Below are 13,155 nucleotides of genomic sequence, written 5' to 3' on the forward strand. Positions count from 1 at the left end.
AGGCGCATGGCCTCAATAGAAAAAGAGAAGCCCCTCGACGCCCGCGCCGGAACTCGCGGGCGTAGCCTTCTCAAGCCCTCACCGCCCCCATCGCAGCACCGGGACAGGTCCTGCGGAGCCCCCATGGCCAAGAATCTCCTCATCGTCGAATCGCCCGCCAAGGCCAAGACGATCAACAAGTACCTCGGCAAGGACTTCACCGTCCTGGCCTCCTACGGCCATGTACGCGACCTGGTGCCCAAGGAGGGCGCGGTCGATCCCGAGCGCGGCTTCGCCATGCGCTACGACCTGATCGACAAGAACGAGAAGCACGTCGACGCCATCGCCAAGGCCGCCAAGGGCGCCGAGGCGCTCTATCTGGCGACCGACCCGGACCGCGAAGGCGAGGCGATCAGCTGGCACATCGCCGAGATCCTGAAGGAGCGCGGCCTGCTGGAAGGCAAGCCGCTGCACCGCGTGGTGTTCACCGAGATCACCCCGCGTGCCATCAAGGAAGCGATGACCCAGCCGCGCAGCATCGCCAGCGACCTGGTCGATGCGCAGCAGGCGCGGCGCGCGCTGGATTACCTGGTGGGCTTCAACCTGTCGCCGGTACTGTGGCGCAAGGTGCAGCGCGGCCTCTCCGCCGGCCGCGTGCAGTCGCCGGCGCTGCGCATGATCGTCGAGCGCGAGGAGGAGATCGAGGCCTTCGTCGCCCGCGAGTACTGGACCATCGAGGCCGAGTGCGCGCATCCCACGCAGGCATTCACGGCCAAGCTGACCAAGCTGGACGGCAAGAAGTTCGAGCAGTTCACGGTCACCGACGGCGACACCGCCGAGGACGCACGCAAGCGCATCGCCGCCGCGGCCGCCGGCGCGCTGCACGTCACCGACGTGGCCAGCAAGGAACGCAAGCGCCGCCCGGCGCCGCCGTTCACCACCTCCACACTGCAGCAGGAGGCCGCGCGCAAGCTCGGCTTCACCACGCGCAAGACCATGCAGGTCGCGCAGAAGCTGTACGAAGGCGTGGCCATCGGCGAGGAAGGCACGGTCGGCCTGATCACCTACATGCGTACCGACTCGGTGACGCTGTCGGTGGATGCGGTGAGCGAGATCCGCGACGTGATCGCGCGCGATTACGGTACGCGCGCGCTGCCGGACAAGCCCAACGCCTACCAGAACAAGTCCAAGAACGCCCAGGAAGCGCACGAAGCGGTTCGCCCCAGCTCCGCGCTGCGCACGCCTGCGCAGGTCGCGCGCTTCCTCAGCGACGACGAGCGCCGGCTGTACGAGCTGATCTGGAAACGCGCCGTCGCTTCGCAGATGGTGCCGGCCACGCTCAACACCGTGTCGGTGGACCTGGCCGCGGGCAGCGAGCATTCGTTCCGCGCCTCGGGCACGACCGTGGTCGATCCGGGCTTCCTGGCCGTGTACGAGGAAGGCAAGGACACCAAGGGCGCGGAGGACGAGGACGAAGGCCGCAAGCTCCCGGCGATGAAGACCGGCGATCGCGTGCCGCTGGACCGCATCCACGCCGACCAGCATTTCACCCAGCCGCCGCCGCGCTACACCGAAGCGGCGCTGGTGAAGGCGCTGGAGGAATACGGCATCGGCCGTCCGTCCACCTACGCCTCGATCATCCAGACGCTGCTGTTCCGCAAGTACGTCGAGATGGAAGGCCGCAGCTTCCGTCCGTCCGACGTGGGCCGCGCGGTGTCGAAGTTCCTGTCCTCGCACTTCACCCGCTACGTCGACTACGACTTCACCGCCAAGCTCGAGGACGAGCTCGACGCGGTGAGCCGCGGCGAAGAGGAATGGGTGCCGCTGATGGAGAAGTTCTGGGGCCCGTTCAAGGAACTGGTCGAGGACAAGACCGAATCGGTCGACCGCTCCGAGGCCACCGGCGCGCGCGAGCTGGGCACGGACCCCAAGAGCGGCAAGCCCGTCAGCGTGCGCCTGGGCCGTTTCGGGCCGTACGCGCAGATCGGCGACAAGGACACCGACGAAAAGCTGGAGTTCGCATCGCTCCGTCCGGGCCAGTCGATGCATACCATCACGCTGGAGGACGCGCTGGAGCTGTTCAAGTTGCCGCGCAAGCTCGGCCAGAGCGACGGCCACGAGGTCAGCGTCGGCATCGGCCGCTTCGGCCCGTTCGCCAAGCGCGGCAGTACGTACGCCTCGCTCACCAAGGAAGACGATCCGTACACCATCGACCTGGCGCGCGCGGTGTTCCTGATCGAGCAGAAGGAAGAGATCGCGCGCAACCGCATCATCCGCCAGTGGGATGGCAGCGACGTGCAGGTGCTCAACGGCCGCTTCGGTCCGTACATCAGCGACGGCAAGCTCAACGGCAAGATCCCGAAGGACCGTGAGCCGGCGTCGCTGACGCTGGAGGAAGCCACGCAGCTGCTGGCCGACACGGGCAAGCCGGTGCGCGGGCGCTTCGGCAAGAAGGCCGCGGCGAAGAAGGAGCCGGCGGTGAAGGTGAAGAAGGAAGCCGCCGCCAAGGCACCGGCGAAGAAGGCCGCCAAGAAGGCAACGGCCAAAAAGGCGCCCGCGAAGAAGGCCGTTGCCAAGAAAACCACCAAGGCGCCTGCGAAGAAGGCGGCCAAGAAGGTGGTGAAGAAGGCCAGGGCGTAGGCGGGACCCTTGACGCGGATTCCGCAGACAGTGCGGATGATGCGTCGGAAGCGCATCGTCGGCAGCCCCGTTACCGCCTTGCCCTGTCTGCGTCGTTCTGCGTCCCGAGGAAAGATGGTGGACGCAGATCACGCAGAGAACACGGACAGAGCGATGGATACGACTGCCCATCGGTTTGCCCGGCATCCGTCCGCGTTCGCTTATCCGCGCTCGTCTGCGTTGATCGGGGTCCGACAGGAAGATCATTGGACGCAGATCTCGCAGACGACGCAGACAATGTAGTTCGGGTCGTCTGAACTCCCGCGACAGGCTTTTTCGTTCGCTTTATCCGCGTCCAATCAGCGTCAATCGATTTTCATCCCACGCAGATACGATGAACACGAACGTTTTCCTCAGTCCGAGCGATGCCGCCGCGGTGCTGCGGCGCGGAGGCGTCGTGGCGTATCCCACCGAAGCCGTGTGGGGACTGGGCTGCGATCCGTTCGACGAAGCAGCGGTGTTGCGGCTGCTGGCGATCAAGCAGCGGCCGGTGGACAAGGGCGTGATCCTGATCGCCGGCGCGCTCGACCAGTTCGATGGCCTGCTCGACTGGGAGGCACTGGAGCCGGCGCAGCGCCAGGCCGTGCTGGACAGCTGGCCCGGACCGAATACCTGGATCGTGCCGACCACCGCGCGCGTGCCGCGCTGGATCACCGGCAGCCATGACGGCGTGGCGGTGCGGGTGAGCGCGCATCCGGACGTCATCGCGCTGTGCGCCGCGTTCGGCGGGCCGCTGGTGTCGACCAGCGCGAACCTGGCCGGCGAGCCGCCCGCGTTCTCGCGCGAGGCACTCGATCCACGCGTCGCCGCCGAGGTGGACGGAGTGGGTACCGGCGAGACCGGCGGGCTGACCTCGCCGACGGCGATCCGCGACGCCCGCACCGGCGCCCAGATCCGGGCCTGAGCCGTTCGCTCCGGCAGCACGCCGCGTTAACGACGCCGGCCTTAGCGTCGCCGCGCCGGCGTTGGCCGGCAACGCCGCCGTCGAGTGAGGCCGCCATGAAGATCACCCGGATGTCGCCGTGCAGTGACTTGGCCCGCGCGTTTCCTTCGCGTACGGGGCCGGTGCAAGATGTGCCCATGCGTGCGCGTCGCCCCTTCGGCCTTCTGATCCTTCCGTTGCTGCTGGCGGCAGGCGGGACCGGCGCCGCCGACATCACCGTCTATCGCTGCACCGATGCGAAGGGAAACCTCACCCTGCGCGACACACCCTGCCGCAAGGGCGAAACGCAGCAGACCAGGGAAATGCAGCGCCCGAAGGACGCGCCGCCCGTGCGCCGCAAACCGGCCGCGCCGCAGGCGGGCACCACGCCGGCCACGCTGCCGCCGACGCGCTACGTCGTGGTGACGCCGCCGCAGCCGATGTACGAATGCACCACGCCCGACGGCACGCAGTACCTCAGCGAAACCTCCGCCGGCAATCCGCGCTGGGTGCCGCTGTGGACGCTCGGCTATCCGGTGGCGGTACCGGTGCGACCGCGTTACGACACCGGCCTGTACGCGCGCGTGGGTGGCGAGTTCAACGGCGGCGACGGGCGTTACGACGTGCGCATCGGCGACAGGTCGCGTCCGCCACCGGACCGTCCTTCCGATTACGCGATGGCCTACGGTGCCGGCACCTGGGTCCAGGACGAATGCCACGCACTGCCGCAGGAAGAAGTCTGCGCGCGCCTGCGCGACGAGCGCTGGGAACTGGCGCGCCGCTACAACAGCGCGCTGCAGAGCGAGCGCCACCAGATCGACACGCAGCAGCGCGGCATCGACGCGCGCCTGTCGCGCGACTGCGGCGGCGCCTGATGCACAGCGCATGCGGCGCGCGCCTGCGCGCAACGACGCTGCTGGCCTGCCTGGTCGCGTTGCCGCATGCGTCGCCGGCGCAGGTGGTGATCTACCGCTGCACCGACGCCAGCGGCGCGGTCACGCTGCAGAACGACCGCCCCTGCCCCAAGGGCACGCAGCAGCAGAAGCGGACGATCGAGACGCCGCCTCCCGCACCACCGCCGGCCTTCGTCACGCCGGTGCCGGCGACGACCGCCACGCCTGCACCGACGCCCGTTCCAGCACCGGCGCCGACGCCCCCGCCGAAACCGGCGGAGGAGATCGCGCGCACGCCGCCACCGCCGCTGTTCGAATGCCGCACCCGGGGCGGCGACCGTTATCTGAGCGAGGAGGCGCAGCCGCCGCCGCGTTGCGCGCCGCTGCAGGTGACCAGACTGGATGGGCGCGGCGAAAGCGCCGGTGGCGCGGCCTGCGAAATGGTCGAAGACCAGTGCCAGGCCGTGCCCGAGGCCGCCCTGTGCGACGCATGGGCGCGCCGCGTGCGCGAAGCGGAGATCCCCGCCTCGTTCTTCAACGACGGACGCACGCAGCTGCCGGCTGCCGAGATCGAGCGCCTGCGCGGCGTCGTTCGCGCGAGCACCTGCACCCGCTGACGCGCGCCACGCTGGCCGTCCGCGCCCGCGCCACACGTTGGAACAGGTGCGGAGGGGGACCGACGGACCGCTTCGCCCGCCCGAAGGCACAGACCGGGCGGCCGCCGCCGTCGCGTCGCAGGGAACGCCCGCTTGGAGATGGACTTGTCCGCAGTGCGACCCGTCTGGTGGATCGTGCTGGCCGCGCTGCTGGCGCTGCTGCTCGCCCTCGGCGCCGCCTACGCGCTGCGCGAACGCATTCCCGCGCACTGGCAGCAGCCGTTGCGCGCGCTGGTGTTCGGCGTGCGCATCGACGACGACGTACGCATCGCCATGCCAGACGGCACGCGCCTGGCCGCCACGCTTTACCGGCCGCGCCGCGCGCAGGGGCCGCTGCCCACCGTGTACGTGCGCCTGCCCTACGACCGCCGCCGCTACGCCGAGGCGCTGGGCGAAGGCATGTTCTTCGCGCGCCATGGTTATGCCGTGCTGGTGCAGGACGTGCGCGGCAAGTTCGGTTCGGAAGGCGACGATTTCGTGCCGTGGCGGCATGCCACGCAGGACGGCGTCGCGACGCTGGAGTGGATCGTCCGGCAGCCGTGGTCGAACGGAAAGGTCGGCACCATCGGCTGCTCGGCGCTGGGCGAACTGCAGTACGCACTGGCCCGGGCCAACCATCCCGCGCATGCGGCGATGGTCCCGATGGCGGCTGGCGGCGCGGCGGGTCGCGTCTCGGGGCGTGCCGCCTACTTCGGCGCGTTCGAAGGCGGCGTGCTGCAGCTGGCCGCCACGACGGGCTGGTTCTCGAAGCACGGCGTGCGCAACGAGCACGGCCCGTGGCCGGACGATCTGGACACCGCCGACAGCATGCGCCAGTGGCCGGTGCTGGATGCGGTGCGGCGCGTGCGGCCGGGCGCGAATGCGTACGAGGAGTTCCTGCAGACCTCGCTGGGCGATCCGCGCTGGCGCGAGATGGACTACGTCTTCGACGGCGACCGGGCGGCCACGCCGGCACTGGTGATCGACACCTGGGGCGATCCCAGCATCGACGGCACGCTGGCCCTGGCCGAGGCGGTTCGCCGCGATTCGCCGGATACGCCACGCCAGCACGTGGTGATCGCGCCGGGCAACCACTGCGAGCATGAACTCGTCGCAGGCATGGGCCGCTTCGGCGTGCTGCCGGTGCGCAATGCGGCGCAGCCGTACCGCGAGTGGTACCTGGCGTGGTTCGACCACTGGCTGCGCGGCCGCGGCGACGGGCTGGCGAAGCTTCCGCCGTATCTGTTCTTCGTGCTCAACGAACAGCGCTGGCTGGGCTCGACGACCTGGCCACCAGCCGAAGCGCGCGTGCAGCCGTGGTACCTGGGCAGCCGCGGCCATGCCAACGGCCGCGACGGCGACGGCGTGCTGTCGCTGCAGCCCTCGCGCGACACGCGGTCCGACGAGTTCCTGTACGACCCGCGCGATCCCGTGCCGTCGCGGGGCGGACCGGTGTGCTGCGCGGGCGATCCGGCGATCCGTTCCGGCCCCGAGGACCAGCGCGACGTGGAAACGCGCCAGGACGTGCTGGTCTACACCTCGGCGCCGCTGCGTTCGCCATTGCGCATCGCCGGACCGCTGCGCGCGCAACTGGTGGTGTCGTCCTCGGCGCCCGATACCGACTTCATCGCACGGCTGGTGCACGTATGGCCCGACGGGCGCGCCACCAGCATCCAGGAAGGCGCGTTGCGCGCGCGCTATCGCGACGGCGTCGAGCGCCCCAGCCTGATGACGCCCGGCAAGCGTTACGTACTGGACGTGCCGATGCGCTCCATCGCCTACCTGGTCCCGCGCGGGCACCGCATCCGACTGGATGTCACCAGCAGCAGCTTTCCGCGTCTGGAGCGCAATCTCAACACCGGCGGGCGCAACTACGACGAGACCGAGCCGGCGAAGGCGCTCAATCGCATCTTCCACGGCGGCGATGCGGTGAGCTTCGTCGAGATCCCGGTGCTCGACATCCCCACGCCGTCGGGCGAGACGTTCGCGATTGCACCGTGACGTGGGCGGCTACACGCCGAAGGGATACGTGTCGGGAACCTCGCCGCCCGTAGCCGTCTGATCGCCGATGGGCGAGACGGCGCGCGTGCGTTCGAACCACACCCACGCATCGAACTGCTGCGCCGGTGCCGACTGCGCGTAATGACTCTGCAGTTCGGTGTCGGGGCGATAGATCACGCCGATGTAGCGCTCCAGCATCGGCTCGGACAGGCGCCGGCGCAGCGCCTCGTCGGTACCTTCGCGCAGGTCGAGCATGAAGCGCTCGATGCCGCTTTGCTGGCACAGCTGCTCGAAGCTGCCGTTGCGTGATGGACGCACCGTCATCACCTGCATCGGTTCGTCCCAGTCGTCGGCCGCGGCAACCGTGCCGGCGTGGGTACCGAAACCGATCAGCGCGGTCTGGTCAGGATGACGTTCGCGGCAGAGCTGGCCGATGTTGTGTTCGCCGCGCGCACGGCCCATGTCGGTATGACGCGCATCGCCGATGTGCGAGTTGTGGGCCCACACGATCGCCTTCGACTGCGGACCGTGCGCCTGCAGCAGCTGGTCGAGCGTGTCGGCCATGTGCGAATCGCGCAGGTTCCAGCTTTCCGCGCCGCCGTAATACATGACGCGGTAGTAGCGTTCGGCCGACGCAACCAAGCGCGCGTTCTGTGCCGCGTCGAGGTGGTCCGACGCCATCCCGTCCAACTCGCCCAGGCGCTTGTCCAGCAGTTCGCGACACTGGCGCACCACGGCTTCTTCGCAGATGGCGTAGCCGGCGCGCAGCGCGGCGCGTCCGTACACGGCCGGCGACTGCTGCCACGGCGTGAGGCAGCCGTAGCGTTCGCGCGCCACCGCGGCCGCGTCGGGGTCCACTTCGTCGAGGTAACGCAGCACCGCCTCTATCGATGCACCCAGGCTGTAGATGTCCAGCCCGTAGAAACCCACCTGCTGCGACGGTTCGCGCCCTTCGTTATGGCGGCGCATCCACGCGATCAGCGACGCGACTTCCTCGTTGCGCCACATCCACTGCGGGAATCGAGCGAAGGCCGGCGGATGCGGCTTGCGCGGCAGATGCCGCACGTGCCGGTTGATGATCGCTGCATCGGGCCAGTCCGCTTCAACGGCAATCAGGTTGAACCCGTGCCGCTCCACCAGCCTGCGCGTGATGGCCGCACGCGCGCGGTAGAACTCCGACGTGCCGTGGCTGCTTTCGCCCAGCAGCACGATGCGTGCCTGCGCGAACCGGTCGAACGCGTCGGCGAACGCGTCGTCCTCGGGCATGGGCAACGCATGCGCGGACAGCGCGATCAGTTCGGACGCATCGATGCCGCGCGTCGCGCCCGCCATGTGGCGACTGGCCGAACGGCGACCGTCCTCCGTCCAGCCCTGCTCGCCTACCAGCGGCACGAACATCACCGCGCCCAGGCTCTCCTGCTCGTATTCATCGCGACCGATGCGGCGGATGCGGACGAGTTCCTGTACCTGCCCCTCGTCGCCGACCGGAATCACCAGCCGCCCGCCGATGGCGAGCTGCTCGCGCAAGGCTTCCGGCGGCGCGGGCGCGCCCGCGGCCACCAGGATCGCATCGAACGGCGCGGCACGCGGCCATCCCTTGCTGCCGTCGCCCACGTGCACGTCGATGTTGTGATAGCCCAGTTCGTCCAGTCGCGCGCGCGCCTGCCGCGCCAGCGAGGCATGGCGCTCGATCGTGTGCACCTTCTGGCCCAGCCGCGCCATCAGCGCAGCGGCATAGCCCGATCCCGCACCAACCTCGAGCACGCAATCGCCCGGCTCGATTTCCGCCGCTTCCAGCATCATCGCGACGATGTACGGCTGCGAGATGGTCTGCCCTTCGCCGATGGGCAACGGGCTGTCTTCGTAGGCGAACTCCTCCATGCCCGGATCGACGAAACGTTCGCGCGGCACTTCGGCCATCGCGGCGAGCACGCGCGGGTCGCGGACGCCGCGTCCGCGCAGATGCGTCTGGATCATGCGTTCGCGCGCACCGGCGTGTCTGGGCATGCGGCCTCCGGCTTCAGCCCTCGCGCTTGCGCGTCCTGGCCGCCTTCTTCGCCGCGGCGGAGCGCTTGGCGGGCCCCTTGGTGCGCGCGGCCTTCTTCGCGGCAGCGGAGCGTTCGCCCGCGGTGCGCTTGGCTGCCGCCTTCTTCGCCTGCGACGAAAGTGCCTTCTTGCTGGCCGCACGCTGGCCCTCGCCCTCCAGCGCCCGCTTCGTCGCTCGCGATCGCTTCGCGGATGGCTTGTGCGGGTGTTCGCCGGCTTCCAGATCCTGTCGTGCCTTGCGCCTGACGTCTGCGGGCGCGTCTTCCGGCGGCTGCAGTTTCACTCCGGCGCGGCGCGCCTTCGACAATCCGATCGCGATGGCCTGCTTCGTCGAACGCGCGCCGTGCTTGCCTTCGCGGACATGTTCGATTTCCTCGCGCACGAACTCGCCGGCCTGCGTGCTGGCCGACTTTCCCTCGCGCTTGTCGCGGCGCGCGCGTTCGATGGTCTGCTTCTCTGGCACGTCACTTCCACGCTTCGCGTGACGCCCATTGAAACCCACGCGCACGTTATGCATCGGTCATGCTGCGACGGCGAGACCTTCACCTGTTCGTACCATCGCGCGCAGTACGCTACGCATGCCTTGAGGTGAACCACACGGACGAAAGTCCGCTGATCCTTGAGGTGACCGACAGACTTAACGTCTGTCACGGGCCGCCGGACGCTCAACACCCGTCTGGCGGCCTTTATTTTGCGCAGATCTCATGTCGCGCATTCGGAAAGTTGCAGACCGCGTGCATGCGGTCCGCTTGGCGCGACGCGGCGCGTGCAGCGCGTCAGAAGCCGTAACGCAGGAAGCCGCCGTCCACCGCGATGCATTCGCCGGTGATGTACGCCGATGCGGGCACGCACAGGAACACCACCGCCGCAGCGACTTCTTCCGGCTCGCCGATGCGGCCCAGCGGCGTGCGCAGCAACACTTCGTCCAGGTAGTCCGGATCGGCCAGTTTGTCCGACGTGCGGCGCGTGCGGATGTACCACGGCGCCACCGCGTTGACGCGGATGCCGTCCTCGGCCCACTCCACCGCCAGGTTGCGCGTCATCTGGTGCATCGCGGCCTTGCTCATGCCGTACGGCGCGCCGGTGCGCACGTGGATGGAACCCGACACGCTGCCGACGTTGACGATGCTGGAGCTGGCATGGCGCGTCAGCAGCGGATGCGCATAGCGCGAGATCTCGAACGCCGAGAACAGGTTTACCTCGAACACCTGCCGCCATTCGTCCTCGGTGTATTCCGTCGCCGCCTTGGTGAGGTTGCCACCGGCGTTGTTGACCAGGATGTGCAGCCCTTCGCCGAAATCCTCGACCCAGTCGAGCAGTTCGCGGCGCTGCTCCTCGTCGGCCACGTCGGCGACGAAACACTGCACCTCGCGATCGGGAAAGTCTTCCAGCAGTTCGCTGCGCGCCGCGTCCAGCCCCGCGGCGTCGCGCGCAGCCAGCAGCACGTCCGCGCCGAAGCCGAGCAGCTCGCGCGCGATCGCGCGGCCGATGCCGGCGCTGCCGCCCGTGACCAGGGACAGCTGGCCGTCCAGTCGCCAACGCTTCGGGTCCATCGCGATCTCCGTGTGGAATGCATCCGTGATGCGGGGCACATGCCGTGCTTGCCGCGCGCGGCGGCACGGTTAGCATAGCCGGCGAGCCTGGGAGGATCCCGCCATGCGTACGCTGCTGTGTGCCACGATCGTGATGTTCCTGCTGGTCGCCTGCTCCAGGCCGAAGCCGCCCGAGAAGGAGCGGCCGGTCGAACCGCAGGCCACGCAGTTGCGCGATGCCATCCAGGCGCCGATCGAGAAGGCGCAGCAGGTGGAGGATCAGGTCAAGGCGGCGGCAGACGCGCAGCGCGCGGCCATCGAGGCGGCCGAAGGCGCGAGCGACAACAACTGATTCGTCTTCGTAGGAGCGAGCTTGCTCGCGACGAGGACTGGCGCACCGGTCGCGAGCAAGCTCGCTCCTACGGGGATCCGCAGCGCCCATGTACGGCGCGCTTCAACCAGCCCCACCCAACCCTCCCCGTGAAGGGGAGGGCTCAAGCGCCACGCAGGTCGTCCTCGCGACGCTCGCCGCTCAGAACCCGCAGAAGCAGTACGCCAGCGCCTTCACCGGCACACCGCGGGTCGGCGCGATGGCACCTTCCAGGAAGCGCAGGTCGGCCGCGGCCTGCGGCGAGGCCTTGGCCAGCAGGCTGCGGGCGATATCCGAGTGCTGCAGCGTCGCCGCGCCCATGCGGCTGGCGACCAGACCGGTGAAGAAACGTTCGAACGGCGTCGCGGCCTTCTCGATGTAGCGGATCTGGTAGTCGCCCTGCTTGCCGAGCTTGGCCTTGGTCGCGGCGAACGCCACCGCCTGCTGCAGGCCGCCGAGTTCGTCCACCAGCCCGCGCTCCTTCGCCTGCGCACCGGTCCACACTCGGCCGCGCGCGACTTCATCCACCTGTTCCACCGGCTTCCTGCGCGCGGTCGCGACGCGGCCGGTGAAATCGCGGTAGCCCTTGTCGATGACCGACTGGATGACCTGGCCGACTTCCGGCTGCAGCGGACGGGTGATGTCGAACGCACCGGCGAAGCGCGTGGTGCCCACGCCGTCGCTGCGCACGCCGATCTTCTCCAGCGCGCGCGGGATGGTCGGGATCAGGCCGAAGATACCGATCGAACCGGTGATGGTGGAGGCGTCGGCGTAGATGCGGTCGGCGTCCATCGAGATCCAGTAACCGCCGGACGCGGCCAGGTCGCCCATCGAGACGGCGACCGGCTTGCCGGCCTTCTTCAGCTCGACGATCTCGCGACGGATCTGCTCGGAGGCGAACACCTCGCCACCGGGCGAATCCACGCGCAGCACCACGGCCTTCACATTCTCGTCGTCGCGCGCTTCGCGCAGCAGCTGCGAGGTCGATTCGCCACCAATGTTGCCCGGCGGCTGTTCGCCACCGCTGATCTCGCCCTCGGCCACCACCACCGCGACCTGCGGGCGCGGATCGACCGCCTGCAGCCCGCTGTCGAGGACGGCCAGGTATTCGTCCAGCGAGGCCTGGCGGAAGCCGCCATCGCTGTCCTCGTCGGCGACGCCACGCTGCACCAGCAGGTCGTCGACCTGCTCGCGCGTCTTCAGACCGTCGACCATCCTGCCCTGCAGCGCGAACTTGGCCAGGTCGCCGTTTGCGGCGGCGATGCCGGCGGGCATGTCGTCGATCGACTGGGCGAGCTTGGCCGCGTCGAGCTTGCGCGCCTTGGCGACGTCGGCCAGATAGCGCTGCCACACGTCGTTCATCCAGTACAGGTCGGCTTCCTTCGCCTCCGGCGACGCGGCGTCGAGCACGTACGGCTCGGCAGCCGACTTGTACTCGCCCACCTTGAACAGGTGCACGTCGACGCCGAGCTTGTCCTGCAGGCCCTCGCGATAGAACGTGCGGTAGCGGCCGAGGCCTTCCAGCAGCATGCCGCCCATCGGGTCCAAGAACACCTCGTTGGCCTGCGCGGCCAGGAGGTACTGCTTCTGGTCCATCATCTCGGAGAAGGCCACGACCTGCTTGCCGCTGGCGCGCACGCGTGCGATCGCATCGGCGACCTCGCGCAGCGACGCCATGCCGCCGGCCTGCAGCTTGTCCAGGCGCAGCACCACGCGTTCGACGCGCTTGTCGCGACGCGCGGCATCGAGCGCACGCACCAGATCGCGCAGCTGCACCTCGCCACCGCGCTCGCCCAGCGCCTTGCCGAGCGCGCGCGTGAGCGGATCGGAGCTGTACTGCTCGACCAGCGCGCCTTCGGGTTCGATCACCAGCGTGGTGCGGTCCTGCAGCGGCTTGGTACGGGGTCCGGCGCCCAGGATCGCCAGGAACAGCAGCAGCACGGCGAAGAACAGCAGGTTGAGGACGAGGCGGCGGGTGAAGTTCATCGCGTCCCACAGCCCGACGAAGAAACGGGCGATGGGGCCGCGACGCGGCGTGTCGTTCATACGGGCTCCTGGGTCACGCATCCAGCCTAATCGCAGGCGGGCGCGGAATCAC

At 69.1% G+C, this 13,155-nt stretch carries 10 protein-coding genes and 1 pseudogene; 6 read left to right on the forward strand and 5 right to left on the reverse strand.

Translation table 11 applies throughout. The features are described from left to right. Window positions 1–123 precede the first annotated feature (123 nt). The 5 genes from VFE83_RS01900 to VFE83_RS01920 all read left to right on the forward strand — a co-directional run bounded on the left by VFE83_RS01900 (window position 124) and on the right by VFE83_RS01920 (window position 7,109). A complete protein-coding gene (locus VFE83_RS01900) occupies window positions 124–2,619 on the forward strand; it encodes a DNA topoisomerase I (protein ID WP_324903176.1) in 2,496 nt (831 codons plus the stop codon). A 373-nt stretch (window positions 2,620–2,992) separates the two neighbouring features. After that, entirely contained in the window at window positions 2,993–3,562 is a 570-nt protein-coding gene (locus tag VFE83_RS01905) for a Sua5/YciO/YrdC/YwlC family protein (protein ID WP_324903177.1), read from the forward strand. Between the two features lie 176 nt (window positions 3,563–3,738). Further along, window positions 3,739–4,455: a DUF4124 domain-containing protein gene (locus VFE83_RS01910; protein ID WP_324903178.1), complete on the forward strand. Its 717-nt coding sequence runs from the start codon at window positions 3,739–3,741 to the stop codon at window positions 4,453–4,455. After that, entirely contained in the window at window positions 4,455–5,090 is a 636-nt protein-coding gene (locus tag VFE83_RS01915) for a DUF4124 domain-containing protein (RefSeq protein WP_324903179.1), read from the forward strand. The genes VFE83_RS01910 and VFE83_RS01915 overlap by 1 nt, the downstream gene beginning before the upstream one ends. Window positions 5,091–5,243: 153 nt before the next feature. Then, a complete protein-coding gene (locus VFE83_RS01920; protein ID WP_324903205.1) occupies window positions 5,244–7,109 on the forward strand; it encodes a CocE/NonD family hydrolase in 1,866 nt (621 codons plus the stop codon). A gap of 9 nt (window positions 7,110–7,118) precedes the next feature. Here the strand turns inward: VFE83_RS01920 and VFE83_RS01925 are convergent, their stop codons facing one another. The 4 genes and pseudogenes from VFE83_RS01925 to VFE83_RS01935 all read right to left on the reverse strand — a co-directional run bounded on the left by VFE83_RS01925 (window position 7,119) and on the right by VFE83_RS01935 (window position 10,708). Further along, window positions 7,119–8,507, reverse strand: coding sequence for an erythromycin esterase family protein (locus VFE83_RS01925; RefSeq protein WP_331683106.1), 1,389 nt, complete (start codon window positions 8,505–8,507; stop codon window positions 7,119–7,121). Beyond that, a pseudogene (locus tag VFE83_RS19470) lies at window positions 8,484–9,116 on the reverse strand (protein-L-isoaspartate(D-aspartate) O-methyltransferase); the annotation flags it as partial. The gene VFE83_RS01925 and the pseudogene VFE83_RS19470, both read right to left, overlap by 24 nt. Before the next feature lie 13 nt (window positions 9,117–9,129). Beyond that, on the reverse strand, window positions 9,130–9,618 hold the full coding sequence (locus tag VFE83_RS01930) for a DUF6496 domain-containing protein (RefSeq protein ID WP_324903181.1): 489 nt from the start codon (window positions 9,616–9,618) through the stop codon (window positions 9,130–9,132). Between the two features lie 313 nt (window positions 9,619–9,931). Continuing rightward, window positions 9,932–10,708 (reverse strand): SDR family oxidoreductase, encoded by a 777-nt coding sequence (locus tag VFE83_RS01935; protein ID WP_324903182.1) that lies wholly within the window; start codon window positions 10,706–10,708, stop codon window positions 9,932–9,934. A gap of 103 nt (window positions 10,709–10,811) precedes the next feature. On the opposite strand from VFE83_RS01935, the gene VFE83_RS01940 reads away from it, so the two are divergent. Then, window positions 10,812–11,039 carry a hypothetical protein gene (locus tag VFE83_RS01940; protein WP_324903183.1) on the forward strand — a complete coding sequence of 76 codons (228 nt, stop codon included), beginning with the start codon at window positions 10,812–10,814 and terminating at the stop codon, window positions 11,037–11,039. Window positions 11,040–11,219: 180 nt separating this feature from the next. Here VFE83_RS01940 and sppA read toward each other — a convergent pair whose 3' ends face one another. Beyond that, on the reverse strand, window positions 11,220–13,103 hold the full coding sequence (sppA, locus tag VFE83_RS01945) for a signal peptide peptidase SppA (protein ID WP_324903184.1): 1,884 nt from the start codon (window positions 13,101–13,103) through the stop codon (window positions 11,220–11,222). Between the last annotated feature and the right edge of the window lie 52 nt (window positions 13,104–13,155).

Source organism: Lysobacter sp., from assembly GCF_035655815.1.
Lineage (GTDB): Bacteria > Pseudomonadota > Gammaproteobacteria > Xanthomonadales > Xanthomonadaceae > Lysobacter_J.

Excerpts from the sequence above, each read along its gene's own strand:
- VFE83_RS01925 (WP_331683106.1), bottom strand. The coding sequence starts at position 8,507 with ATGTTCGTGCCGCTGGTAGGCGAGCAGGGCTGGACGGAGGACGGTCGC.
- VFE83_RS01905 (WP_324903177.1), top strand. The coding sequence starts at position 2,993 with ATGAACACGAACGTTTTCCTCAGTCCGAGCGATGCCGCCGCGGTGCTG.
- VFE83_RS01940 (WP_324903183.1), top strand. The coding sequence starts at position 10,812 with ATGCGTACGCTGCTGTGTGCCACGATCGTGATGTTCCTGCTGGTCGCC.
- VFE83_RS01935 (WP_324903182.1), bottom strand. The coding sequence starts at position 10,708 with ATGGACCCGAAGCGTTGGCGACTGGACGGCCAGCTGTCCCTGGTCACG.
- VFE83_RS01900 (WP_324903176.1), top strand. The coding sequence starts at position 124 with ATGGCCAAGAATCTCCTCATCGTCGAATCGCCCGCCAAGGCCAAGACG.
- VFE83_RS01915 (WP_324903179.1), top strand. The coding sequence starts at position 4,455 with ATGCACAGCGCATGCGGCGCGCGCCTGCGCGCAACGACGCTGCTGGCC.
- sppA (WP_324903184.1), bottom strand. The coding sequence starts at position 13,103 with ATGAACGACACGCCGCGTCGCGGCCCCATCGCCCGTTTCTTCGTCGGG.
- VFE83_RS01910 (WP_324903178.1), top strand. The coding sequence starts at position 3,739 with ATGCGTGCGCGTCGCCCCTTCGGCCTTCTGATCCTTCCGTTGCTGCTG.